Source organism: Kribbella sp. NPDC004138 (assembly GCF_053603655.1).
Genome location: NZ_JBSGFZ010000030.1, coordinates 23,888 through 47,835 on the forward strand (window position 1 = coordinate 23,888; position 23,948 = coordinate 47,835).

Annotated in this window: 23 protein-coding genes; 14 read left to right on the plus strand and 9 right to left on the minus strand. The window is 70.7% G+C overall.

The window, feature by feature from the left end:
- Positions 1-1,125 carry an MFS transporter gene (locus tag ACWEOO_RS34630; RefSeq protein ID WP_452146639.1) on the plus strand — a complete coding sequence of 375 codons (1,125 nt, stop codon included), beginning with the start codon at positions 1-3 and terminating at the stop codon, positions 1,123-1,125.
- Here the strand turns inward: ACWEOO_RS34630 and ACWEOO_RS34635 are convergent.
- The gene (locus ACWEOO_RS34635) at positions 1,100-1,720 is read right to left on the minus strand and encodes an SAM-dependent methyltransferase (RefSeq protein ID WP_452146640.1); all 621 of its coding nucleotides are present in this window, start codon (positions 1,718-1,720) and stop codon (positions 1,100-1,102) included. The genes ACWEOO_RS34630 and ACWEOO_RS34635 overlap by 26 nt on opposite strands.
- A 137-nt stretch (positions 1,721-1,857) precedes the next feature.
- On the opposite strand from ACWEOO_RS34635, the gene ACWEOO_RS34640 reads away from it, so the two are divergent.
- Together ACWEOO_RS34640 and ACWEOO_RS34645 are read left to right on the plus strand one after the other, a co-directional pair.
- On the plus strand, positions 1,858-2,766 hold the full coding sequence (locus ACWEOO_RS34640) for a DUF929 family protein (protein ID WP_363715696.1): 909 nt from the start codon (positions 1,858-1,860) through the stop codon (positions 2,764-2,766).
- 3 nt (positions 2,767-2,769) lie between these two features.
- On the plus strand, positions 2,770-3,240 hold the full coding sequence (locus tag ACWEOO_RS34645) for a vitamin K epoxide reductase family protein (protein WP_452146641.1): 471 nt from the start codon (positions 2,770-2,772) through the stop codon (positions 3,238-3,240).
- Here the strand turns inward: ACWEOO_RS34645 and ACWEOO_RS34650 are convergent.
- Positions 3,235-3,735: a hypothetical protein gene (locus ACWEOO_RS34650; RefSeq protein WP_452146642.1), complete on the minus strand. Its 501-nt coding sequence runs from the start codon at positions 3,733-3,735 to the stop codon at positions 3,235-3,237. The two genes, ACWEOO_RS34645 and ACWEOO_RS34650, sit on opposite strands and share 6 nt — an antisense overlap.
- 85 nt (positions 3,736-3,820) lie before the next feature.
- Between ACWEOO_RS34650 and ACWEOO_RS34655 the strand changes: the two genes are divergently transcribed.
- On the plus strand, positions 3,821-4,483 hold the full coding sequence (locus ACWEOO_RS34655) for a DUF6766 family protein (RefSeq protein WP_452146643.1): 663 nt from the start codon (positions 3,821-3,823) through the stop codon (positions 4,481-4,483).
- Positions 4,483-5,100 carry a UdgX family uracil-DNA binding protein gene (locus ACWEOO_RS34660; protein ID WP_452146644.1) on the plus strand — a complete coding sequence of 206 codons (618 nt, stop codon included), beginning with the start codon at positions 4,483-4,485 and terminating at the stop codon, positions 5,098-5,100. The genes ACWEOO_RS34655 and ACWEOO_RS34660 overlap by 1 nt, the downstream gene beginning before the upstream one ends.
- Here the strand turns inward: ACWEOO_RS34660 and ACWEOO_RS34665 are convergent.
- Entirely contained in the window at positions 5,089-7,527 is a 2,439-nt protein-coding gene (locus ACWEOO_RS34665; RefSeq protein WP_452146645.1) for a phosphoketolase family protein, read from the minus strand. The two genes, ACWEOO_RS34660 and ACWEOO_RS34665, sit on opposite strands and share 12 nt — an antisense overlap.
- Positions 7,528-7,711: 184 nt before the next feature.
- On the opposite strand from ACWEOO_RS34665, the gene ACWEOO_RS34670 reads away from it, so the two are divergent.
- Positions 7,712-9,865: a DEAD/DEAH box helicase gene (locus ACWEOO_RS34670; protein ID WP_452146646.1), complete on the plus strand. Its 2,154-nt coding sequence runs from the start codon at positions 7,712-7,714 to the stop codon at positions 9,863-9,865.
- A gap of 1 nt (position 9,866) precedes the next feature.
- On the opposite strand, the gene ACWEOO_RS34675 is transcribed toward ACWEOO_RS34670, so the two are convergent.
- The gene (locus ACWEOO_RS34675) at positions 9,867-10,472 is read right to left on the minus strand and encodes a DUF1684 domain-containing protein (protein WP_452146647.1); all 606 of its coding nucleotides are present in this window, start codon (positions 10,470-10,472) and stop codon (positions 9,867-9,869) included.
- An 11-nt stretch (positions 10,473-10,483) separates the two neighbouring features.
- Positions 10,484-11,137, minus strand: a complete 654-nt coding sequence (locus tag ACWEOO_RS34680; protein ID WP_452146648.1) for a transglycosylase SLT domain-containing protein — start codon at positions 11,135-11,137, stop codon at positions 10,484-10,486.
- Between the two features lie 170 nt (positions 11,138-11,307).
- Here ACWEOO_RS34680 and ACWEOO_RS34685 point away from each other — a divergent pair, with 170 nt between their 5' ends.
- Positions 11,308-12,009 (plus strand): GAF and ANTAR domain-containing protein, encoded by a 702-nt coding sequence (locus ACWEOO_RS34685; RefSeq protein WP_452146649.1) that lies wholly within the window; start codon positions 11,308-11,310, stop codon positions 12,007-12,009.
- On the opposite strand, the gene ACWEOO_RS34690 is transcribed toward ACWEOO_RS34685, so the two are convergent.
- The gene (locus ACWEOO_RS34690; RefSeq protein ID WP_452146650.1) at positions 12,006-12,956 is read right to left on the minus strand and encodes a helix-turn-helix domain-containing protein; all 951 of its coding nucleotides are present in this window, start codon (positions 12,954-12,956) and stop codon (positions 12,006-12,008) included. The two genes, ACWEOO_RS34685 and ACWEOO_RS34690, sit on opposite strands and share 4 nt — an antisense overlap.
- A 72-nt stretch (positions 12,957-13,028) precedes the next feature.
- Here ACWEOO_RS34690 and ACWEOO_RS34695 point away from each other — a divergent pair, with 72 nt between their 5' ends.
- From ACWEOO_RS34695 to ACWEOO_RS34715, 5 genes are all read left to right on the plus strand, one after another.
- Positions 13,029-13,673: a VOC family protein gene (locus tag ACWEOO_RS34695; protein WP_452146651.1), complete on the plus strand. Its 645-nt coding sequence runs from the start codon at positions 13,029-13,031 to the stop codon at positions 13,671-13,673.
- A 15-nt stretch (positions 13,674-13,688) separates the two neighbouring features.
- Positions 13,689-14,414, plus strand: coding sequence for a class I SAM-dependent methyltransferase (locus ACWEOO_RS34700; protein WP_452146652.1), 726 nt, complete (start codon positions 13,689-13,691; stop codon positions 14,412-14,414).
- A gap of 101 nt (positions 14,415-14,515) precedes the next feature.
- Complete coding sequence (locus tag ACWEOO_RS34705; RefSeq protein WP_452146653.1) at positions 14,516-15,091, plus strand: dihydrofolate reductase family protein; 576 nt, start codon at positions 14,516-14,518, stop codon at positions 15,089-15,091.
- Positions 15,092-15,113: 22 nt separating this feature from the next.
- Positions 15,114-16,712, plus strand: coding sequence for a RecQ family ATP-dependent DNA helicase (locus tag ACWEOO_RS34710; protein ID WP_452146654.1), 1,599 nt, complete (start codon positions 15,114-15,116; stop codon positions 16,710-16,712).
- Positions 16,709-17,281 carry a GNAT family N-acetyltransferase gene (locus ACWEOO_RS34715; RefSeq protein WP_452146655.1) on the plus strand — a complete coding sequence of 191 codons (573 nt, stop codon included), beginning with the start codon at positions 16,709-16,711 and terminating at the stop codon, positions 17,279-17,281. Before ACWEOO_RS34710 ends, ACWEOO_RS34715 begins: the two co-directional genes overlap by 4 nt.
- On the opposite strand, the gene ACWEOO_RS34720 is transcribed toward ACWEOO_RS34715, so the two are convergent.
- Together ACWEOO_RS34720 and ACWEOO_RS34725 are read right to left on the minus strand one after the other, a co-directional pair.
- Entirely contained in the window at positions 17,274-18,875 is a 1,602-nt protein-coding gene (locus ACWEOO_RS34720; protein ID WP_452146656.1) for an alpha-L-arabinofuranosidase C-terminal domain-containing protein, read from the minus strand. The two genes, ACWEOO_RS34715 and ACWEOO_RS34720, sit on opposite strands and share 8 nt — an antisense overlap.
- Positions 18,872-19,999, minus strand: coding sequence for an ROK family protein (locus tag ACWEOO_RS34725; protein ID WP_452146657.1), 1,128 nt, complete (start codon positions 19,997-19,999; stop codon positions 18,872-18,874). The genes ACWEOO_RS34720 and ACWEOO_RS34725 overlap by 4 nt, the downstream gene beginning before the upstream one ends.
- A gap of 65 nt (positions 20,000-20,064) precedes the next feature.
- Between ACWEOO_RS34725 and ACWEOO_RS34730 the strand changes: the two genes are divergently transcribed.
- Positions 20,065-21,465, plus strand: coding sequence for a sulfatase-like hydrolase/transferase (locus ACWEOO_RS34730; RefSeq protein WP_452146658.1), 1,401 nt, complete (start codon positions 20,065-20,067; stop codon positions 21,463-21,465).
- A 3-nt stretch (positions 21,466-21,468) separates the two neighbouring features.
- Here ACWEOO_RS34730 and ACWEOO_RS34735 read toward each other — a convergent pair whose 3' ends face one another.
- The gene (locus tag ACWEOO_RS34735; protein ID WP_363715662.1) at positions 21,469-23,184 is read right to left on the minus strand and encodes a cation:proton antiporter; all 1,716 of its coding nucleotides are present in this window, start codon (positions 23,182-23,184) and stop codon (positions 21,469-21,471) included.
- A gap of 125 nt (positions 23,185-23,309) precedes the next feature.
- On the opposite strand from ACWEOO_RS34735, the gene ACWEOO_RS34740 reads away from it, so the two are divergent.
- Entirely contained in the window at positions 23,310-23,936 is a 627-nt protein-coding gene (locus ACWEOO_RS34740; RefSeq protein WP_452146659.1) for a VOC family protein, read from the plus strand.
- Positions 23,937-23,948 lie beyond the last annotated feature (12 nt).

A 23,948-nucleotide genomic window follows, 5' to 3' on the forward strand; every position in this document is an offset into this window, starting at 1 on the left:
ATGTGGCCGCTGTATGCGGCCGGTTTCACGACCGCCTTCGGCGCCCACGCGGTCGCGGCGAACCTCGGTGGCTCGTCCGAGGATGCCGTCACGTCGCTGCTCACGCTCGGTCTCCTGCTCGCGCTGTACGACGGGGCCGAGGTGCTGCTGAAGCCGGTGTTCGGCACGATCGCCGACCGGATCGGCGCGCGCCCGATGCTGTTGTTCGGGCTCGCCGGCTTCGCCGTTGCCTCAGGCACCTATGTGCTCGTGGACCGGCCGGGCTGGTTGTGGGTCGCGCGCCTCGGCCAGGGCGCCGCGGCCTCGGCCTTCTCCCCCGCCGCCTCCGCGCTGGTGGCGCGGCTGAATCCTTCGGCCAAGCACGGACGCGCCTTCGGGAGCTACGGGTTCTACAAGAGCATCGGCTACACGGCCGGCCCGCTGCTCGGTGGTGGGCTGGTGTGGCTCGGCGGCTTCCGGTTGCTGTTCGCGGTGATGACAGTGCTCGCCGTGGGCGTTGCCGCTTGGGCGCTGATCGCCGTACCGGTGGTGCCCCCGTTGCCGCGGACGCGGCAGACCGTGCTGGACCTCGCGCGCCGAATCACCGATCCGCAGTTCCTTCGTCCGACAACGGCACTCGCCGCCGCGACGGCCGCGTTGTCCGTCGGCGTCGGGTTCCTGCCGGTGACCGGCGCCGCGGACGGACTCGGCACCATCGCGACCGGAGCGGCGGTGTCGCTGCTCGCCGCGACCGCGGCCGTCGTACAGCCACGCAGCGGCCGTGCGCTCGACGCCGGCCGGCTGACGACCCGCGCCGGCATCGCTCTCGGATTGATCCTCGCGGCGGCCGGTTTCGTGTGCGCGGCCCTGCCCGGCGTCGCGTTCCTCCTGATCGCGGCGGCGTTGATCGGTGCGGGGACCGGCGTGATCACGCCGCTCGGGTTCGCGGCGCTGGCGGCGAGTACGCCGCCGGAGCGGCTCGGTCAGACCATGGGGACGGCCGAGCTCGGCCGCGAACTCGGCGACGCGGGCGGTCCGCTGCTCGTCGCCGCGATCGCGACGGTCGCCGTACTCGACGCCGGATACCTCACGCTCGCCGCACTGCTGCTGCTCGGGCTGCTCATGCTCCGCCCGGGACGAAGCTGAACAGGCTCTGCCCTGTCACCAGCGGCTCCGGCACACCGGTGAAGCGGTGCACGCCGACGCCGAAACCGGCGTCCCGGTCGGAAAGCCAGACCCTTTCGAAGCCGCGCGCCTCGAACCAGTCGCAGATCGTCGGCGCCAGGTCCGGGTCCTCCCGGTGGCGGGTCCAGATCACGGTGCCGCCGGTCCCGCAGAACTGCGGCATCGCCTCGACCGTCCGCTTGATGTCCGCGTCGGACACGTTGCCGAAGATCCCGCACAGCAGCACCAACTCGGCCGGCACCATGCCGTCGTACTGATCGGTCAACGACGCATCACCCGTGATCACGTCGACATGGTCCGGCGCCCGCTCCCGAGCGGTGGCTGCGAGCTCAGGGTCCAGCTCGACGAGCCGCGCGTGGACGTCCGCCCCGCGCGGGTGGTCCTCGATCACCTCGAGGAGGTCCCGGCCTTGTCCTGCGCACAGGCTGACCACAGGCACCGGCCCGGCCGGAGCACGGTCGAGCGCCGCCCGCACCTGTTCCTGCACCGCCGCCAGCCGCCGCGACAGCTCCGATCCCGGGACGTCGTACTTCGCATGCCACGCTCGCCAGTCCATAGCGCGCAACACTAGAGACGACCTGAGGTCAGGTGCCGATCTGCCGATCTGTAACCTCACGGTGACGGAGAGGCAGGAACTTCCGGCCCTGATGGATAGTTGATCTTCAGGAGCACGGGCACGATCAGAGGAGAGTCATGGCACGGCGCGTCGAACAGAAGGCTGCGGCCCGCGAGCGGATCGCGGCGCAGCTGGCCGCCCAGCAGCAGGCGGAGCGACGACGACGCCTCCTGTTCGCGGTCGGTGCGGTCGTCCTGGTCCTGGTGATCGTCGGCGGTCTGGTGACGATCCGCCTGGTCGGCGGCGGCAAGAAGACCGCGACCGGCCCGTCCGGCGCGGCCGACTCCGGGCTGGTCACGGCGCTCTCCTCGATTCCGGACTCGACCTTCGCCGCCGTCGGGAGCGCGGACGTGAAGGCCGCGCCGTCGGCGATCACCGCCCCCGCGCTGACCGCGGGCGGCAAGCCGAAGGTGCTGTACATCGGCGCCGAGTTCTGCCCGTACTGCGCCGCGGAGCGGTGGCCGGTCACGGTCGCACTGTCCCGCTTCGGGACGTTCAGCAACCTCGGCACCACCCACTCGGCGTCCGAGGACGTCTTCCCGAACACGGCGACATTGTCCTTCCACGGCGCGACGTACACGAGTCAGTACCTGGCGTTCACCGGCGTCGAGACAACCACGAACGAGATGGTCGGGAACGGGTACAAGCCGCTCGACACCCCGACCGCCGAGGACCAGAAGACGTTCGACACCTACAACAAACCGCCGTACGTCGAGAGCGACGGGTCGATCCCGTTCATCGACCTCGGCGGCAAGTTCGTCAACTCCGGCGCGACGTACAGCCCGGAGGTGCTCGCCGGGAAGACGCAGACGCAGATCGCCGACGCGCTCAAGGATCCGTCGAGCCCGATCGCGAAGGCGGTCCTCTCCTCCGCCAACGTCTACACCGCGGCGATCTGCAAGCTGACCGACAACCAGCCGGCGAAGGTCTGCTCGACCGACACGGTGACCGCCGCGGCGGCGAAGCTCGGCAGCGCGAAGGGCTGAGGCGTGGCCAGCACTGCACAGCAGTCCGCCCGGACGTCGCTCGGCGTGATCCCGTGGGCCACGCTGGCCGTCGCGGTCGCCGGGCTCGCGGTCGCGGCGTACCTCACCTACGAGCACTTCACCGCCGGTTCGACGCTCGCCTGCCCGGACACCGGGGTGGTGAACTGCGCCAAGGTGACCAGCAGCCAGTACTCGAAGCTGTTCGGGATCCCGGTCGCGCTGCTCGGCCTCGCGTTCTTCGTCGGCATGACCGCGCTGTCGGTGCCGCCGATGTGGCGTACGGCGTCCCCGTGGCCGGGGCGCCTGCGGCTGGCCGGCGTACTGACTGGTGTCGTGTTCGTCTGCTACCTGATCTGGGCCGAGTTGTTCCAGATCAACGCGATCTGCCTGTGGTGCACGGTCGTCCACGCGCTGACGCTCGTGCTGTTCGCCCTCGTCATCGTCCGCCTGGCGCTGGTGCCCCCGGTGTCATGAATCAGGCTGCGTGAGCGTGTAGTCGACCAGCGACACGGTGGTCACGACCCGGCCGTCGGTCCGGGTCTCCTGCTGGATCGGCATCCCCGGCAGGCTGGTGGCGAACCAGAACACCTCGTCGGCCGCGCCGTCACGCACGGTGTAGCGCAGGCAGTCGAGGTCACCGATCGCGGTCCGGATCCGCTCCGGCTCGATCGTCGTGTCCGTGGCCGGGAACGAGGCGTGGCCCTGCAGGTCCAGCCAGGTCGTCGTGAACACCTGCGGCTCGCCGAGCGGTTCGCCGTCGAGCGTCAGCCGAGAGCGCTCCAGCGTGGCGCCGTCCGCGTCGCACTCGAGGTAGGTGCTGATCAGCAGGAACGACTGGGCATCCTCGGAGTCGACGCGGCGCGTGATCGACTTCCCCACCGTTGTCGCGTCCCGGATCTGACCGGCCGTGAACGGCGTCGGGGCACGCCCGGGGCCGAGCACATACGCATCCCGCGAGTCAGCTGCCATCTGGTGCCTCCGTGGCGAGGAATGGAGCCACTGTAGACGTCCTGTACCGCGTCATGAAACGAGTCGGCAGGGGTACCGGAGCGGCATGCGATGGCTACGACCGCGAGCGTTGCTGCTGGCCAACCTGGCGCTGTTCTTCGGGTTCCTGGTCGGACTGGCGTTCGTGGGTCACGCGCAGCAGAACTCCGAGCTCACCGATCACGGCCGGCCACCGGAGAGCTTCGGGCAGTACGTCGGCTCGTCCTCCTTCGGCGAGGCGCTCTTCGAGAACTGGGAGTCCGAGTTCCTCCAGATGTTCATGTACGTGCTGCTCACGGCGTACCTGGTGCAGAAGGGCTCGGCGGAGTCCCGGCCGCTCGACGAACCGGCGCCGCAGGACGAGGACCCGCGCGAGCACCGCACCGACCGGAACGCGCCCTGGGCGGTGCGGCGCGGCTCGGAGCTGATCCTGAGGCTGTACGAGAACTCGCTGGCGATCGCGTTCGGGGTGGTGTTCCTGCTGTCACTGTGGTTGCACGCGGCAACCGGTGCCGCGGCGTACAGCGAGGAACAGGCGCTGCACGGCGGCGCCGCGGTCACGACCTGGTCCTATCTCGGCACGAGTCAGTTCTGGTACGAGTCGCTGCAGAACTGGCAGAGTGAGTTCCTGGCCGTCGCGGCGATCATCGGCGGTTCGATCTACCTGCGGCAGCGGCGCTCGGCCCAGTCCAAGCCCGTCCACGCGCCACACTCGGAGACAGGTGGCTGATGAGCAAGTACCCGGGAGCGCAGGAATGGGTCCCGCACGACGGCGGGATGCGGAAGGTCCGCGCCGTGCTCGGCGACTGCCGGGGCTGCGACCTCTGGGAGGACGCCGAGCAGGCGGTGCCCGGCGAAGGGCCGGTGCGGGCCCGGATGATGCTCGTCGGCGAGACACCCGGTGACCACGAGGACAAAGAGGGGCACGTCTTCGTCGGGCCGGCGGGTCACCTGCTCGACAAGGCGCTCGTGGAGGCCGGGATCGACCGGTCGGCGGTGTACCTGACGAACGCGGTGAAGCATTTCCGTTTCGAGCGGCAGGGAAAGCGGCGGATCCACAAGACGCCGGCCGCCAGTCAGATCACCGCGTGCCATCCGTGGTTGCGGCGCGAGCTGGAGATCGTGAAGCCGTCGTTGGTGGTCGTGATGGGATCGGTGGCCGCGAAGGCCTTGCTCGGCTCGACGTTCCGGGTCACACAGGAGCGGGGAAAGCGGTTGGAGCTTCCGGGCGGCGGCCTCGCGGTGGCGACGGTGCATCCGTCCGCGGTGGTCCGGTCGGACGAGTTCCGGCGGGACTTCGCTCGGTTCGTCGACGATCTCCGGGTCGCGGTCGGCCTACTGGACTGACCACCGCCAGCCCCGAACCTCCGGCAGGTCCTCGCCGTACCGGGTGACATAGGCGTGATGCCGTGTGCGCTGGTCGATGAAGTACTGCCGCGCGGACACCGCGCGGGACCGCAGTGCCGGCACCCGGTCGATGACGTCCATCGCCAGGTGGTACCGGTCCAGGTTGTTGCGGACCACCATGTCGAACGGCGTGGTCGTCGTCCCTTCCTCGAGGTACCCGCGGACGTGCAGGTTGGCGTGGCCGTGCCGCCGGTAGGTGAGGCGGTGGATGAGCCACGGGTAGCCGTGGTAGGCGAAGATCACCGGCTTGTCGGTGGTGAACAGCGCGTCGAAATCGGCGTCGGGCAGCCCGTGCGGATGCTCGGCGGCGTCCTGCAGGCGCATCAGGTCGACGACGTTCACGACCCGGATCCGCAGGTCCGGGACGTGCTCGCGGAGCAGGCCGACCGCGGCCAGCGTCTCCATCGTCGGTACGTCGCCCGCACACGCCATCACCACGTCCGGGTCGCCGTCGTCGTTGCTGGCGAAGTCCCACACGCCGACGCCCCGGGCGCAGTGCACCGCGGCCTCGTCCCAGTCCAGCCAGTTCGGCTGCGGTTGCTTGCCCGCCACAACGACGTTGATGTAGTTCCGGGTCCGCAGGCAGTGGTCCATCGTGGACAGCAGCGTGTTGGTGTCCGGCGGCAAGTAGACGCGGACGACCTCGGCCTTCTTGTTCACGACATGGTCGATGAAGCCCGGATCCTGGTGCGAGAACCCGTTGTGGTCCTGCCGCCAGACGTGCGACGTGAGCAGGTAGTTCAGCGACGGGATCGGCCGCCGCCACTCGAGCTGGTTGATCGTCTTCAGCCACTTCGCGTGCTGGTTGACCATCGAGTCGACGATGTGGACGAACGCCTCGTACGACGAGAACAGGCCGTGCCGCCCGGTGAGCAGGTACCCCTCCAACCAGCCCTGGCAGGTGTGTTCGCTGAGGATCTCCAGCACCCGGCCGTCCGGCCCGAGGTGGCGGTCGGTGTCGCGCCGCTCGGCGAGCCACAGCTTGTCCGTCTCCTCGTAGACCGCGCCCAGCCGGTTCGACTCGGTCTCGTCCGGCCCGAACAGCCGCAGGTTGTCCGGGTTCCGCCGGAAGGCGTCCCGCAGGAACGTGCCGAACACCTTCGTCGGCTCCCCGTCCTCGGCGCCCGGCGCCTTCACCGGCACCGCGTACTCCTCGACCGGCGGCAGCTCGAGGTCGCGGCTCAGGAGGCCGCCGTTGGCGCGCGGGTTCGACCCCATCCGCAGCCGCTCCCCCGGCGCGAGCTCGATCAGCTCCGGGACCGGACGCCCGTCCTCGTCGAACAGCTCCCCGGGCCGGTAGCTGCGGAGCCAGTCCTCCAGTTGCCGGAGATGGTCCTCGTTCGTACGGACGCCGGACAGCGGCACCTGATGCGACCGCCACGTGTCCTCGACCGGCTCGCCGTCCACGGTCTGCGGGCCGGTCCACCCCTTCGGCGTCTTCAGCACGATCATCGGCCAGACGGGCCGCGGCGGCGCGTCGCTCGCCGACCGTGCCTCGCGCTGGATCTCGTCGATCCGGTCCAGACACACGTCCAGGGTCGCGGCCAGCGCCTGGTGGACCGCGGCCGGCTCCGACCCCTCGACCAGGTACGGCTCGTACCCGTAGCCCTGCATCAGGGCGGTCAGCTCCTCGTCGCCGATCCGGGCGAGCACCGCCGGATTCGCGATCTTGTATCCGTTCAGGTGCAGGATCGGCAGGACGGCGCCGTCGCGCGCCGCGTTCAGGAACTTGTTCGAGTGCCAGGACGCCGCGAGCGGACCGGTCTCCGCCTCGCCGTCGCCGACGACGCAGGTCACGACGAGGTCCGGGTTGTCCGCGGCCGCGCCGTACGCGTGACTCAGCGAGTAGCCCAGCTCGCCGCCCTCGTTGATCGACCCCGGTACGTCGGCCGCCACGTGACTCGGGACACCTCCGGGGAACGAGAACTGCTTGAACAGCCGCCCCATCCCGGCCTCGTCCAGCGTGGTGTTCGGGTACGCCGCGGTCCAGCTCCCCTCCAGCCAGGTGTTGGCCACCAGGGCCGGGCCACCGTGGCCGGGGCCGGTCACGAACAGCATCTCCCGGTCCCGCTGCCGGATCACCCGGTTCAGATGCGCGTAGATCAGGTTCAGGCCGGGCGTCGTACCCCAGTGGCCGAGCAGCCGCGGCTTGATGTGCTCGGGTCGCAGCGGCTCCCGGAGCAGCGGATTGGCGAGCAGATAGATCTGTCCGACGGACAGGAAGTTGGCCGCGCGCCAGTAGGCGTCGATGCCCTCGAGTTCGTCGTCACTCAGTGCCTTGGCCTCGATCCGCTCCACGGTCGCCCCTCGGGATTCGCCGACGATCTTCGTGCGCCAGCACTGGTACCCGGTGCCGGTCTCCAACATTCGGCAGAGTGCGGGTAGCATGGTTTCTCGATCGCGCACACAGGAGCGGTGCATTCTGAGCCGCGTTCCTGGAGGACCCTCTGAACGGCCCTCTGGACGACACCGGGTGGCATCTCGTCGGCGGGTCGGTCCTCGCGCGGTCCGGTATTCCGTCACGGCCCCCCGTGGCACGACACAGGAGGAAATGTTGGCCCGACGAGGTCAGCGCCAGCCCGGCGCTACCCGTTCCGCTCCCCGTCGCCGGCGCCGTGTCCGCGACGGCGAGTCCGACGGTCTGATCCAGGTCCTCGCGCAGGCCGTGCGCGAGGTCGAGGCAGCGGTCACCCGCGCCGCGATCAAGCCGTCGACCCGGACGAAGTTCCAGGTCGTCGCCCTGCTGGTCCGCGAGGAGCGGGCCCGGGTGAACGGCGCCGAGTCCGCCACCGAGGCGTACCGCACCGAGCAGCTCCGGCGACTCGACGGGATCGCGACGATCCTGGCCAAGACCGCCGCCCTGGAGCCCTCGCTGCTCGGCCTGCTGGCCGAGGACGCGGTGATCTCCGAGGCCGCGGCCGCGCTCCGGCGGCAGATGCTCGAGGACGCCGGTCTGGAGGCGCCCGAGGAGCCGGAGCCGGAGCAGCCCGTCGCTCCCCCGGAGACCCAGACCCGGCGGGTCGTGCCGCAGGCGGTCGTCTCCCGGCAGCTCGCCAACCCGTTCCTGGCCCCGGACTTCTCCAGCGCCCCGTCCCGGCCGGCCAGGCCGAGCCGGCTCGGCGGCTGGGAGCTGATCGGCCCGCTGCTGCGATCCTTCGAGCACGCCGCGGCGTCGGCCAGCATGACCCTGCCCGACCCGACGTCGCTGCGGCTGACCGGCGGCATCGACTCGCTCCGGCTGCGCGGTCTGGAGCTGATGCCGCACCAGGCCCGGCTGATCGCCGCCGCCGCGGCCGGTCACCGGACCTTCCTGCTGGCCGACGAGCCCGGCCTCGGCAAGACCGCCCAGGCGCTGCTCGCCGCCCAGGCCGCCGACGCGTACCCGCTGCTGGCCGTCGTGCCGAACGTCGTCAAGACGAACTGGGCGCGCGAAGCCGGCCTCTGGACCCCGCGCCGGACGCCGACGGTGATCCACGGCGACGGCGACACGATCGACGGGTTCGCCGACATCGTCGTGGTGAACTACGAGGTGCTCGACCGGCACGTCGGCTGGCTCGGCGAGCTCGGCTTCCGCGGCATGGTCGTCGACGAGGCGCACTTCATCAAGAACAAGAAGTCCCAGCGGTCGCGGAACGTGCTCGAGCTGTCGGACCGGATCCGGTCGCGGACCGCGCGGCCGCTGCTGATGGCGCTCACCGGTACACCGCTGATCAACTCGATCGAGGACTTCACCGCGATCTGGGAGTTCCTCGGCTGGATCGACGAGAAGGCGCCGCGCGCCGAGCTGATGGACAAGCTCGACGACACCGACCTGACGCCGGCCGACCCGGGCTTCGCCGCGGCCGCGCGGGCCAGCGTGATCGACATGGGCATCGTCCGGCGCCGGAAGGTGGACGTCGCCGCCGACATCCCGGCCCGCCGGATCGCCGACCTCCCGGTCGAACTGGACGGCGCCCTCGGCCGCTCGATCCGGGACGCCGAGCGCGAGCTCGCCGACCGGCTCGTCGCGCGCTACCGGACCGCGCTCGAGACGCGCCGGCTCGGCATCGTCGTGGACGGGATCGACCACGACCTGGTGCGCCAGGTGGCCGGCTGGGAGCGGGCCGAGATGGCGACCAAGAAGACCGGCGACAACGTGTTCAGCCTGTTCCGCCGGATCGGCCAGGCCAAGGCCGGCCTGGCCGCCGACTACGCGGCGCAGCTCGCGCAGAACGTCGGCAAGGTGGTGTTCTTCGCCCGCCACATCGAGGTGATGGACACCGCCGAGGAGCTCTTCGCCGAGCGCGGCATCCGGTACTCGTCGATCCGCGGCGACCAGACCGCGCGCACCCGGCAGAAGAACATCGACGCGTTCGTCAACGATCCGGACGTGGCGATCGCGGTCTGTTCGCTGCTCACCGCCGGCGTCGGCCTGAACCTGCAGGTCTCGTCGAACGTCGTCCTCGCCGAGCTGTCCTGGACGAATGCCGAGCAGACCCAGGCGATCGACCGGGTGCACCGGATCGGCCAGGACGAGCCGGTCACCGCGTGGCGGATCATCGCCGCGCAGACCATCGACACCCGGGTCGCGGACCTGATCGACGCCAAGGCCGGCCTGGCCGCGATGGCACTCGACGGCTCCGACGAAGAGGTCGGCTCCTCGGCCGACTTCCAGCTCGAGGCGCTGGTCGCCCTGCTGACCCGGGCGCTGGAAGCCGCGGCCTGATTCAGCCTGACATCTCCCCCACCGGCAACTCGACACCCAGCGTGTTGGTTGCCGGTGCGAGGGGGCAGGTCCAGTCCGGGCTGTAGGCGCACGACGGGTTGTAGGCGAAGTTCAGGTCGACGACGAAGCGGCCGGTGGCGAGGTCACCGCCCAGGTCGGCGCCCTTGACCGTGTCGATCAGGTAGCGGCCGCCGCCGTACGTCGTGCTGTTCGGGTCCTTGACCGGGACGAACAGGCCGCCGCCGTACGACTCCAGCCACCAGACGTCCAGGTCGCCGATCGGAAGGTGCAGGACGCCGACGCGGGAGAACGGGATCACGCCGTCGGTCGCCGACAGGAACTCCCAGTTGTGGGGTTTCACGTCGGTGTCGATGGTCGCTTCGAAGCGGTACTGCGGGTCGTACGGCGCGACGGGTGCGCCGGAGTATCCCTCTCGTTGTTCGACTGGGACCGGTGAGGCGGGGTGATGTCTCAGCAGGTCGTCGCGGGTGGCCTGCCACCGTGCGTGCGCCGCGGCGGGGTCGCTCTCGGCGCGGACGGCTCGGTACAGCGCGAAGACCTGTTGGCGCCAGTCGGCGACGGCCAGGGTAGGTGCTGCGAAGGTCACAGGGGCTCCTGTCAGCTCTCGAGGGCTTCGGCGGACTTCGCCCAGTTGCCGTGCAGGCGGTCGAGGTACGACTGCGCCTGCGCACCGGCCTTGCGGCCGCGGGCGAAGATCCGCATGTTGCCGCCGCCCGCGTTGTAGCCGAGGGCAAGCAACTCGTCCTTGGTGTAGAGGTCCGCGCGGTCGGCCGGCAGCCGTCGCGCGAGGTCGTGCAGGTGCCAGGCCGCCGCCTGGATCGCCAGCGCGGGGTTGTCGGGCAGCTCCTCCCACGTCCGCTTCGCGAACGGGCGGCCGCGTTTGGTCTCGTCGAACGCGGGCTTGTGCATGTTCGCGATCCCGAACGCCGGGTTCGAGTCGACCGCGGCCCACTGCCGTTCGAACTTCGGGTCGTGCGGCTTGTACGACTCGTTGTACAAGATTGCCATCAGCAACTGTGGGTTGATCCCGGCCTGCTGGGCGTAGCGCCGGACGTCGGCGGCGAAGTGTGCCGGGTCGTAGTCGTCGTACCAGGGTTTCGAGGCCGTCGGTGTCGGCTTGGCGGGAACCGTCGTGCTGACGGTGGGTACCGGTGCGGTCACCGGTTCGGTGGTGGCGCCGTCGTCCGAGCAGGCCGCCCACACCCCCGCCACGAGGACCCCGACCGCGACCCACGCCCACCGCTTCGCCACCTGCACCCCTCAAACCTAGCCGTACGGCGAACACCGGCCTGTCCGCAGAACGCAAATTGTGCGGGAAACGGGACAGATCGCGGCGAAACCGGTCATAGCAGCCGCATGATGTCACCACGGCAGCCCGACGGCGGCCAACCCCCGCCGGACCGCCAGGAGACGATGAACAGATGGCCATGATCGACCCGATGAGCGACATCACGGCCTCGGCCTTCGCGCGCCTCGCCCTCGAGCTCCACGACGCCGCGAGCGTCGAGGAGACCGTCGACGCCGTGGTGCAGTTCGCCCTTCAGGCCCTGAACTGCACCTACGCCGGCGTCGCGTTCGCGACCCGCGGCGCGCGGGCGCAGGTCGCCGCCGTCACCGACCCGGTGGTCGCCGAGATCTTCGAGCTCCAGATCGGCAGCCAGACCGGTCCCCTGGTCGAGTCTTTGCAGAGTCACGCGCCGGTCCTGATTCGCGACACCGGCTCCGACGACCGCTGGCCGGTGTGGGCCGCCAAAGTCACGGCGCTCGGAGTCCGCAGCGTCCTCGACGTACCGATGGTGACCGGGGCGGAGTCCCGCCGCGCGGTCGGCGTGCTCGGGCTGTACAGCCCGGACCCCGACGCGTTCGGCCCCGACGACGAGGCGGTCGCGCACATCCTGGCCCGGCACGCGTCCGTCGCGCTGGCGTCGGCGCGGCACGAGGAGTCGCTCGCCCAGGCGATCGACGCCCGCAAGCTCGTCGGGCAGGCGATGGGCATCCTGATGGAGCGCTTCGACATGGACGCCGACCGCGCCTTCGCCGTCCTCAAGCGCTACTCGCAGGACACCAACACCAAGCTCCGGGACGTCGCCCAGCAGCTCATCGACACCCGGAAGCTGCCCTAACGCGCCAGGGTCGTGCTCGGCAGCTCGCCGTACAGCTCGCGGTACGCGGCGGTCATCCGGCCGTGGTGGTGGAAGCCCCACCGGGCGGCCACTGCCACAACCGTCTGCTGCGACGGGTCGGCGGCCACGAGCTCCGCACGCACCTCCTCCAGTCGCAGCCGACGCAGGTAGGCCAGCGGCGTCGTACCGAGGTGCCGCTGGAAGGCCGTCTGGAGCGCACGCACGGTGACCCCTGCCGCCGCCGCGATATCGGCGATCGCGAGCGCCTGGTCGAGGTTCGACTCCATGAACGTGAGCGCCCGGCGGACCGTCGTGGGCCGCGCGTCCCGGCTGTCGGCGCCGACCTGCTGAGGGTCGGCATCGGCCGTGTTCGGGAACGCGGCCAGGACGCTCGAGGCGAGCAGCTGCGAGACGGACGCGAGCACGAGCGGCGAGTTCTGGACGGCCGGGTTGGGCAGCGTGTCGGCGAGGTAGGCGATCGTCTGCGACAGCTGGCGGGCGGCCTGACGGGACCGCGGCCGGTGGGCGAGCAGCCGCACCGGCCCGTTGATCTTCCGGCCGACGCCGGCCACCCGGGTCAGCAGCGCCGGGTCGAACATCGTGATGCTGTACGACGACGTGCGGATCTTCCCGGCGTACGGCCGGTCCGGCGGCGCGAACGACACCACCTCCCCCGGCTGGAACGCGTCCTCCCAGCCGTCAGTCGCGTGATCCGTGATGCGGCCGGTGTACACCTCGCACAGGCAGATCTTGCCGAGCGGGTCGGCGTCGTAGCTCATCTCGAACCCGATGTCGATCCGGTCGACGGTGATCGACTCGGCGGCCGCCCGCGCGATCCGCGTGCGCACGCCGGCCGGGCCGCCGCCGATCTGCATCTTCGTGTACGCCCGGTTCAGGAATTCCTCGGTCCGGCCGAGGTCCTGGCTCTCGAACACCAGTGACTCCATGCCCCCATCCTGCACGCCACCGGCACTCGTTGGCGACCAGCAGCCGTGGAAAGCGCTTGCTACAGTAGCGGGGTGATCTACGAGCTGAACCATGTCGGCGGGCGGGTGCGGGATCTCGAGGCGAGTCTGGCGTTCTACGGCGGGCTCGGGGCGGAGGTGGTCGACCGGTTGTTCATGGCCGGTCCGCGCGTGCACCGGGTGCACGTCCAGCTGGCGACCGGCCTGGTCGAACTGCTGCACCACGAGGAGCCCGACGCGCAGGCGTCGTACGGGCTGAACCACATCGGCTTCATGACCGACGACCTGGATGGCGACTACGCGCGGCTGACGGCACTCGGGTACGCCGAGATCTCGTCGCCACGGGTGGCCGGCAGCGGACAAGGGCGGCTGGCGTTCCTGTCCGACCCGAACGGCGTTCGGGTCGAGCTGCTGCAGCGCTCGGAGGAGTTCCGCGTCCCGCCGATCACCGCCGGCCCGGTCCGGGCGTTCACCCACGTCGCCGTCGCCGCCCCCGACCTGGACGCGGCGGCCGAGTTCTACGGCACGCACGTCGGCATGGAGCGCGTCGGCGAGAACACCTTCCGCCTCGGCGCCGACACACTCGAACTCGCAGCCCCGCCGGCCGCGTCGATCGCCCACCTGGCCTTCGCAACGACCGCCTCTGGGCCCGACACCCAGGACCCCGACGGCAACTCGATTCACTTCGTCCCTGCCTGATCTAGCCTTGGCGGCGTGTTCGACTACGACGCCGAGATGCGGTTCCTGCAGGCGCGCTTCCGGGCCGCCTGTGGTGTGCAGAGCGGGGACCGGGTTCTGGATGTCGGCTGCGGGGGCGGGCAGACGACGCGGGAGGCAGCCGCGGACGCCCGGCCGGGGCGGGTGGTGGGGGTGGATGTGTCCGAGCGGATGCTCGCGCACGCCCGACGGCACACCTCCGAGGGGCACGTCAGCTATCTGCTGGCCGACGCGGCGACGTACGACTTCGGGCCGGCCGCGTTCGAGGTGGGGATCAGCCGGTTCGGGGTGATGTTCTTCGACGACCCGGTGCGCGCGTTCACCAACTTGCGGCGGGCGTGCGAGCGGCTCGTGGTCATGGTCTGGCAGCCGCGGGCAGCCAACGAGTGGGCGCGAGTGATTCCGGAGACGATCGGCGGCGCCTTCCGCGACGAGTCGCCGTTCACGCTCGGCGACCGCGATGTCGCGCGGGACGTGCTGACGTCCGCAGGTTTCGCCGATCCCACCTTCACCGCGGTCCACGAACGGCTGTACTACGGCCCCGACGCCGAGTCGGCGTACGAGAACGTGCTCCGGCTCCGCGAGCCGCAGGCCCTTCTCGCCGAGCTCGCTCCGGCTCAGGCCGACCGGGCCCGGGAGGCGTTGCGTGCGATGCTCTCCGCGCGCGACAGCGGCGACGGAATCCTGTTCGACTCCGCGGCCTGGATCATCCAGGCTGTGTGACCGGCGTCACATTCAACGCATGTCGAGCCGCTCGGCACCCGCACGACGCACAGGCACAAGCACCAGACACCACTGAGCACCACTGATCCAAGGAGCACCAGATGCGTACCCTCATCACCACCGCGTTCATCTCCCTCGACGGCGTCGTGGAGGGCCCCGGCGGCGAGCCCGGCTACCGCAACTCCGGCTGGACCTTCAAGGACATCGCGTTCGAGGAGGCGGCCTACGCGCTGAAGGGCGAGGAGCAGACCGAGGCCACCGCGCTCCTGCTCGGCCGGGTCAGCTACCAGGCGTTCTCGCCGGTCTGGCCGGGGATGACGGAGGAGTTCGCCGGCTACAACGCGATGCCGAAGTACGTCGTGTCGACCACGCTGCAGGACAGCGACCTGGTGACGAACTGGGGCGAGACCACCATCCTCCGGTCCCTCGACGACGTCGCGGCGCTGAAGGAGACCGACGGCGGCCCGATCATCATCAACGGCAGCGCGACGCTCAACCGCAACCTGTCCGACGCGGGCCTGATCGACCAGTACAACCTGCTCGTGTTCCCGGTCCTGCTCGGCGCCGGCAAGCGCCTCTTCAGCGACGCCGACCGCGACAAGACCAACCTCGAGCTCGTCTCCAGCGAGTCCTACAAGAACGGCATCCAGAAGCTGGTGTACTCCGTCCAGCACTGATCGCTGTACTACGGTTCGGGGCATGGGTGTCGACGTCGTAGCACTCGCCCGCGAGCGGCTGGGGTTCGAGTCCCTGCGGGCCGGCCAGGAGGACGCCGTACGGGCTGTGCTCGACGGGCGCGATGTGCTCGCCGTCCTGGCCACCGGCACCGGGAAGACCGCGATCTACCAGTTGGCCGGCCTGGCGCTGGGCGGGGTGGCTGTAGTGGTCAGCCCGCTGGTGGCGCTGCAGCGCGATCAGCTACGGGCACTGCGTCCGGCCGGTGTCGAGGTCGCGGAACTGAACGCGACCGATCGCGCCGGCCGGCACGCGGTCCACGAGTTGCTGACGAGCAACCGGCCCGGCTTCGTCCTGCTCTCCCCCGAGCAGCTCACGCATCCCGACGTACTGGAGTTGCTCGCCGCGTCCCGGCCGACGCTCGTGGCCGTCGACGAGGCACACCTGGTCAGCGAGTGGGGTGAGGACTTCCGGCCGGACTATCTGCGGCTCGCGACCGCGATCCGCGGGATGGGACGGCCGCCGGTCCTCGCGCTCACGGCGACCGCCGCGCCGCCGGTCCGCAAGGAGATCGTGCACCGCCTGGAGCTGAACGAACCCGCCGTCGTGGTCGGCGGGTTCGACCGCCCCAACCTCAACCTCGCCGTGTTCGCCTTCGCCGACGACGACACGAAGAACCGCCGGCTGCTCAGCCACGTCCGCTCGTCGCGCGGGCCGGGCATCGTGTACGTCGGCACGCATCGGCATGCCGAGGAGCTCGCGCACGAACTCGACACGGCCGGCGTCGCCGCACAGGCGTACCACGCCGGGCTGCCGGCGAAGCAGCGCCGTGACGTGCAGGACACCTTTCTCGCCGGGGGTTGCCGGGTCGTGGTCGCCACGATCGCGTTCGGGATGGGGATCGACAAACCGGACATCCGCTGGGTCAGTCACGCGGAGGCGCCGGCGTCGGTCGACGCGTACTACCAGGAGATGGGCCGTGCCGGGCGGGACGGCGAACCGGCCGACATTGAACTGTTCTTCCGGCACGCCGACCTCGGTCTGAACCGCTTCTTCGCCTCCGGCGGCGTCACCGACGAGGATCTGCTCGCGGTCGCCACCGCGATCCACGACCACCGGCCGCAGGACGTCGTTGCGCTGGCCCAGGCCACCGGTCTGAGCACGGCCCGGGTCGAGCGTGCTCTCGGCCGGCTGACCGACGCCAGGGTCGTTGCCGTCGGCCACCAGTTCCGGCTGACCCGCTCGGTGGACGCCGCCGTCGCCGCGGCCTCGGCGGTCGAGCACGACCGTCGCGAGGTGGCCCGCTCCCGGGTCGAGATGATGGCCGGCTACGCGGAGTACGGCGGATGCCGGCGCGAGTGGCTGCTCAGCTACTTCGGCGAGCGGTACGACGGCCCGTGCGGCAACTGCGACAACGATCTCGCGGGCCGGACCGCGGCGCCGCCCGAAGACCAGCCGTTCCCGGTCGGCAGCCGGGTCGTGCATCGCGCGTTCGGAGCCGGGCTGGTCGAGCACTACGACGGCACGGCGATGACGGTCCTGTTCGACCGGGTCGGCTACAAGGAGCTCCGGACGGCGTTCATGATCCACAACCAGCTCCTGCAGGCCGAGGTGGCGCCATGAGTATCGACGTACGGCCGGCCAGTGTCTTCGAGGACGTGCGGGCGGTGATCGGGCCGAAGTCGCCGACGGCCAACGTCTGCTTCTGCCTCAGCTACCGCATCCCGTCCAAGCTCAACAACGCGCTGCGCGGCCCGGAACGCGCCGAGTACGTCGCGGGCCTGTGCGCGGCGACCCCGGCGCCCGGCGTGCTCGCGTACGACGGTGACACGCCGGTCGGCTGGGCCGCGATCGCACCGCGCGCGGAGACGACGTTCGCCCGCAACCGGAAGATCCCGCACGTGGACGACCTGCCGGTGTGGTCGTTGTGGTGTATCCGGGTCCGGCCGGGTCATCGCGGTCAGGGGATCTCGCACGCCCTGATCGCCGGCGCCGTCGACTTCGCCCGCGCGAACGGAGCGCCGGCCGTCGAGGCCTACCCGCTCGACAACGGCGACAGCTTGGTCGACCTGACGATGGCGTACGCCGGTATCCGCAAGAACTTCGAGCGCGCCGGGTTCGCCAAGGCCGCAGACACCACGTCGACACTCGCCGGGCATCCACGCATCCTGATGCGCCTCGACCTCAGCTGAGATCGAAGCGCAGCAAGGTGATGCTGTGCGGCGGGAAGTCGTAGCAGCCGTCCGCCAGCTCGGCGGTTCCCAGATCCCGCAGGCTGACGGCGTCCGGTGTGGTCAGGGTGTTGGTGGCGAGCACCTCGTCCGCGCTCAACTGCGTCACCGCAGCCCGGGCCGGAAGGCGGCCGCCGTCGAGCGTCAGGGCGGCGCGGATCGCCGTGTCGCGATGACGGTTGATGACGGCCACGCGGAGCGAGCGGCCGTCGGTCGTCTGCGTCGCGGAGACGTCGAGGTCCGGCACGGTCGCCGGGTAGCTGCGGAACTCGCCCCGGCGGTCGCGCTCGTCCCCCTGCCGTACGGCGGTCAGCCTGCCGGGCGACCGGACGTCGGCGGACAGCGCGACCGGGCCGAGGTGGTTCTGGTACAGGTCCCAGACGTGGTATGTCGCCGCGCGCACCGCACCGCCGGGCCGCGCGACGATGACGCCGTTCGCGTTGAGCAGGTTCACTGTGTTCGCCATCGCGACCGGGACCTGACGGCCGCCGGCGCGGTGCAGCGCATGGAAGACACCGGCGTAGAAGAGCGCATCGGCGAGCGTTCTCGGGCTCCACCGGTTCACCCGGTGCGCCGGCGCGGTCGGCAGGCCGTCGACGTCGCGCGCGACGGTGCCGCCGTCGTCCGACGGTTGCGGATCCGGCCAGGCGGCAGGCTCGACGTGCCGGATGTTCCACTCGTCGAGCGACAACGCCAGCGGGCGGTCCCCGGCGAAGCGTTCGACCAGGTCGGAATACTCGATGATCTGCTGCTCGAAATAGAGCGACTGGGCAACGATCGCCTCGTACTCCGCGGCGCCGTCGACCAGCTGCGTCGTCGCGCCGTACAAGTGGAACGACAAGTAGTCGATCTGGTTGCCGACAGCCCCTAGTACGGTCTCGGTCCAGCCGTCGCGGTCGTCGGCCTTCCCGACCGCAACGAACTTCAGCGCCGGGTCGACGGCTCGCATGAAGCGAGCGTGCTCGGCCGCGTCGGCGGCGTACGCGGCGGCACTGCGGTGCCCCATCTGCCAGTCGCCGTACACCTCGTTCCCGAGGCCCCAGTACTTCACGCCGTACGGCGCCGGGTGGCCGTTGCGGGCCCGCTGCCGGGTGTACTCGGTGTCGCCGCCGTAGTTGGTGTACTCGACCCAGCGGACCGCGCCGTCGACGTCCCGGCAGCTGTGGGCGAGGTACGGCTCGGTCCCGACCTCGGCGCACCAGGCGAGGAACTCGTCCGTGCCGAAGCGGTTGGTCTCCTCCGAGCCCCAGGCCAGCTCGAGCCGCCGCGGCCGGGACTCCCGCGGGCCGACGCCGTCCTCCCAGCGGTACGGCGACGTGAAGTTGCCGCCCGGCCAGCGGACCACCGGGAGCCCGAGTTCGCGGCAGAGCTCGATCACGTCGCTGCGCAGGCCGTTGCGCGCGCCGCCTCCGCCGTACGCCAGCGGCGAGCCCTCGTCGAACACGCCGCCCTCGATGTTGCCGAAGAACGCGGACTCCAGGAAGTGCCCGTAGAGCATCGGATCGATGGTGTGGCGCCGGTCGCGGTGGATGTCGATCGTGGCGGCGGATGTCACGGGCGGGAGACCTCCGGTGGAGTTGTCGTGAGCACGAGGGCAATGCCGCCGCGGGCCGCGGCGTCGGGACCGAGCGCCGCGTGGGTGAGTCGCGCGGTCCGGCGGACCTGGCTGTGGGTGTACCGGCCGAACGCCGCCCGCAGCGGGTCGAACAGGGGGTCGCCGGTCTCGGCCAGTTCCCCACCGATCACGACGACCTCCGGGTTGACCGTGTTGCAGGCCGCCGCCAGCACCTCACCGATCCGCGCGCCGGCTTCGGCCAAGACCTCGTGAGCCTCGGCGTCGCGCGCTTCGAGGACGGCTGCGCAGCGCTCTTGCAGGGTCGTCAACGAGACGTACCGTTCGAGGCAGCCCCGGCCGCCGCACGGGCATGCCGGTCCGTCGCGATCCACGCTGATGTGCCCGAGCTCCCCCGCCGCGCCGCCCGCGCCCGCGAACAGCCGCCCGCCGAGGACCAGCCCGCCGCCGACGCCGTACGACAACCGCAGGTACAACGCGCTGCTCACACCCGCGCCGGCGCCCCAGACCGCCTCGGCCAACGCAGCCAGGCGGGTGTTGTTGTCGACGAACACCGGTACGCCGAAACGCGCGCCGAGAGTCTCGCGCACCAAGTCCGCATCCGGCTCGGGCCGGCTCGCATCGGCCGTGACGGGCCCGACGATGCCGACCCCGATGCCGGCGAGCGCGGCCAAAGAGATCTCGTGCCTGCTGGTCAGGTCGTCGACCAGATCGAGCGCAAGCTCCAGGCGGCGCGCCGACGGTGTCCTTTCCGCGCAGGCGACCGCGCCCGAGGCGACCACCTCGTGCGCGACGTTCGCGATCGTCGCCTGGACGCCGCGGTGGCCGAGGTCCAGACCGAGTGCGAGCCCGCCGGCCGGGTTCAGCGTGAGCATCGAGACGGGCCGTCCACGCCCCCGACCGGTGGTCGCCTCCTCGCTCGTCTCCGTCAGGGCCTGCCGACCGAGCAACGTCTGGACGATCGACGAGAGCGTCGCGCGCGACAGGTTCGTCTGCTCGACGAGTTGGGCACGGGTCAGCGCGCCCCGGGTGCGGAGTGCGGTGAGCACTCGTTCCTCGTGTGTTTCCCGGAGCAGCCGCAGCGGCCCGGACGGTTCCGTCCCCACGGCATCCGACTCTGACCGGCACGCCCTCTTTTTGTCAATGCTCCAGATTTAATAGACTGGTTCGCATGCCGCCCAACGTCCTGGTTCTCTGCACCGACCAGCAGCGGTTCTCCGCGCTGGGTGCCGCCGGCAACGACGAGATCGACACGCCGAACCTCGACCGGCTCGCGAGCCAGGGCGCGCTGTTCGGCAACTGCTACGTGCAGAACCCGGTCTGCGCTCCCTCCCGCGCCAGCCTGATGACCGGCCGTTACGTGCACCAGCACAGCCTGTGGGCCAACGGCGTCGGCCTGCCCGACGAGGCGCGGCTGTTCAGCAAGGACCTCGCCGACGCGGGCTACGACTGCGGCCTGGTCGGCAAGTTCCACCTCAACGCATGCTTCGGCGGCCGCTCCGAGAAGCGGCACGACGACGGCTTCCGCGTCTTCCGCTGGGCCCACGATCCGTACCCCGGCTCCTCCGAGAACGAGTACCACCGCTGGCTCCGCACGCTGCGCCCCGACCTCGCGGGCGCGGACATCGACTACGACACGCTGCCGACCGAGCTGCACTACAGCCACTGGATCGGCGAGCAGACGATCGACTTCCTCACCCACTCCCGCGAGCGCGGCAAGCCGTTCCTGTTCGTCGCGAACTTCTTCGATCCGCATCACGGCTTCGGCGCCCCGGAGGAGTACGTCCGCCGGTACCGCGACCGGGAGCTCAGTCGCCCGCTGCCCGACGACCTGACCGGCAAGCCGCCGATCCAGACCGAGGCGTCGCACGCGTCGTACGCCGGTCACGCGCGCGGCTTCACGTCGTACAGCCCGGAGGAGTTGCAGGAGGTCAAGGCGGCGTACTACGCGATGGTGACGCTCGTCGACGACGAGGTCGGCCGGATCCTCGCCGCGCTCGACGCCGAAGGGCTCACCGAGGACACCTTGGTGATCTTCACCAGCGACCACGGCGAGATGCTCGGCGACCACCGGCTGATGCTGAAGGGCCCGATGCTGTACGAGCAGGCCGTGCGGGTTCCGCTCGTCGTGCGCTGGCCCGCGGCCGTCCCGGCCGGCACCCGCTGCGACGAGCTCGTCCAGTGGATCGACCTGTCCGCCACGATCCTCACCGCCGCCGGGCTGCCCGTCCGCGGTGAAGGGCAGGATCTGTTGCCATTGGTTACCGAGCGTGCCGCGGGCCGCGGTTGGGCGCTGAGCGAGTACCGCAACAGCGGGCATCCGTACACGCCGCCGGTGCACCTCACGATGCTCCGGCGCGATCGCTGGAAGCTCGTTGTCCAGCACGGCTCCCCCGCGACCTCCAGGGAGCGGACCGGCGAGCTGTACGACCTCGCCGCGGACCCGGACGAGCTGCAGAACCTGTGGGACGACCCGCTGCATCGAGACATCCGCACCGACCTCCAGGAGTTCCTCCTCGACGTCCTGGTCGCCACCGAGGACCGCAGCCAGGAGCGCGTCGCGGACTGGTGAGGCTCAGGCGGTCGTGAAGCGCTGTTCGACCGTGTCCAGGAAGCCTTCGACCTGGCGGTACGTCTCGGAGCTGTAGGCCCCGATGCTGCGTTCGTTCCCGAGCGCCTCCCGCATCGCGTCGAGGTAGCGGCGCTGCAGGATCTCCATCTGTTCCCGGGTGTCCGCCTTGGTCTCGCGCAGCTGCCGGCTGCCGGAGACCAGGCGCGGCACGATCCGGTCCTTCAGCGTGCTGACCACGACCGGGTCGAGCGGTTCGCCGTCGACGGTCTGCTCCTCGAGCGGGCCGACGGCGTCGATCGCGGACTCGCCGATCCGCCGCATCAGCGCCTGCACCGAGTCGCGCTTGTCCTCGGCGCTCTCCGGGCGGAACCGCATCCGCGCGATCACCGCGGGCAGCGACAGCCCGAACAGCACCAGCGTGATCAGCGCGACGATGAACGCGGCGAGCACGACGGTCGCGCGGTGCGGCGTACCGGCGGGAATCGTCTGCGCGGCGGCGACCGTCACGACGCCCCGCATCCCGGCCCAGGCGAGCACCAGCAGGCCGCGGCCGGTGATCGGCTCCCGTTCCTCGAAGTCGGCGTCCGCACGGCCCCGCGCCAGCCGCTTGCGGGCCCAGGCGAGCCTGTTCTCCTCGCGCGCGCCGGACGGCTCCATCGAGTCCAGATGCTCCTCGAACTGGTCCAGCTGCGCGCGGACCTGCTCGGTGCGGTCGTTCCGCCCGAACCGGCCCTGCAACGCCGGCCACGCCAGACCGAGGAACCGCAACACGATCAGCAGGCCGACCACCAGCAGGACGAGCGCGGTGATCTCGCCGAGCGTCGTCTCCGCACGGGCGTCGTCGACGAGCTCCGGCAGCTGGTACCCCATCGCGAGGAAGACGCCGCTCTCCAGGATGAAGCTGATGGTCGTCCAGGTGGTCGCCTGCGTCTGCCGGTCCCGGGCGCTGAACTTCCGGCTGCCGAGCGCTCCGGTCAGCAGCCCGGCGACGACCACCGCGAGTACGCCGGACGCGTGTGCTTCCTCGGCCGGGAAGTACGCGAGGAACGGCACGGCGAACGAGATCGTCGTGTTCAGCACCGGGTCGTCGAGCCGCTGCCGCAGGACGACGGTGAGCAGCCCGACGGCTGCCCCGATCAGGATCGCGCCGACGACCGCCCAGGCGAAGTCGAGGACGGTGTGGCCGAGGCTGAAGTGGGCGGTGACGGCGAGCGCGGCGACCGCCGTCCGCAGGACGACCAGCGCCGAGGCGTCGTTGACGAGACTCTCGCCTTCGAGCACGGTCATCAGGCGGGGCGGGAGTCCGACCCGATGGCCGATCGCGGTCGCCGCCACCGCGTCCGTCGGGCTCACGACCGCGCCCAGCGCCGTCGCGAGCGCGAACGAGATGCTCGGGAACAGCGCGTGCACCAGCGCGCCGATCACCAGCGCCGACACGATCACCATCACGATCGACAGCCACGCGATCAGCCCGAAGTTCCGCCGTACGTCGAGCACCGGGAGCTGGACCGCCGACGCGTAGAGCAGCGGCGGGAGGACCCCGGCGAGGATGATCTCCGGCTCGAGGTGGATGGCCGGCGTACTCGGCAGGTAACTCGCCCCGATCCCCAGCGCGACCAGCAGCAGCGGCGCCGCGACGCCGGTCCGCCGCGCGAACACCGAGGCCGCGATCATGATCGCGAGCCCCGCTCCGGCAATCAGAACGATCTGGTGGTCCACATGACAGCACTCTAGGGCCGGGCACTGGGGTGCCCAGGTAATGACCAGGGATTCTCACTGGTGTCACGGGGGCCGCGGAGCGGCAGATTGGTGATCAGCGAAAACGTCGATCCCAGGAGGAAGTCATGAGCAGCACCGACCTGAAGCTCGAAGCCGTCGTCGTCCCGGTCGCCGACACGGATCGTGCCAAGGAGTTCTACACCGGCCTCGGCTGGCGGCTGGACGCGGACTTCGCGTTCGACAACGGGTTCCGGGTCGTCCAGTTCACCCCGCCGGGCTCCCCCGCCTCGGTCCAGTTCGGTACCAACATCACGACGGCCGCACCGGGCACCGCGCAGGGCCTCTACCTGGTCGTCACGGACGTCGAGGCGGCGCGGGCGGAGCTGCTCGCGCACGGCGCCAAGGTCAGCGACGTCTTCCACCCGGCCGCGCCGGGCGCCCAGTTCGAGCCCGGCGACGGCGGCGCGCGGGTGACCGGGCCGGCCGACGAGCGGTCCAGCTACGGCTCGTTCGCGACGTTCAGCGACCCCGACGGCAACACCTGGCTGCTGCAGGAGGTCACCAAGCGGCTGCCCGGGCGCGTCGAGGACGCGACGTACAGCTCGGTCGACGACCTCGAGGCCGCCCTCAAGCGCGCCGCCGCAGCGCACGGCGAGCACGAGGCCCGGACCGGCAAGGCCGACGAGAACTGGCCGGCCTGGTACGCCGCCTACATGGTCGCCGAGCGCACCGGCTCCGAGCTTCCGGAGTAAACCTGTCCGTGG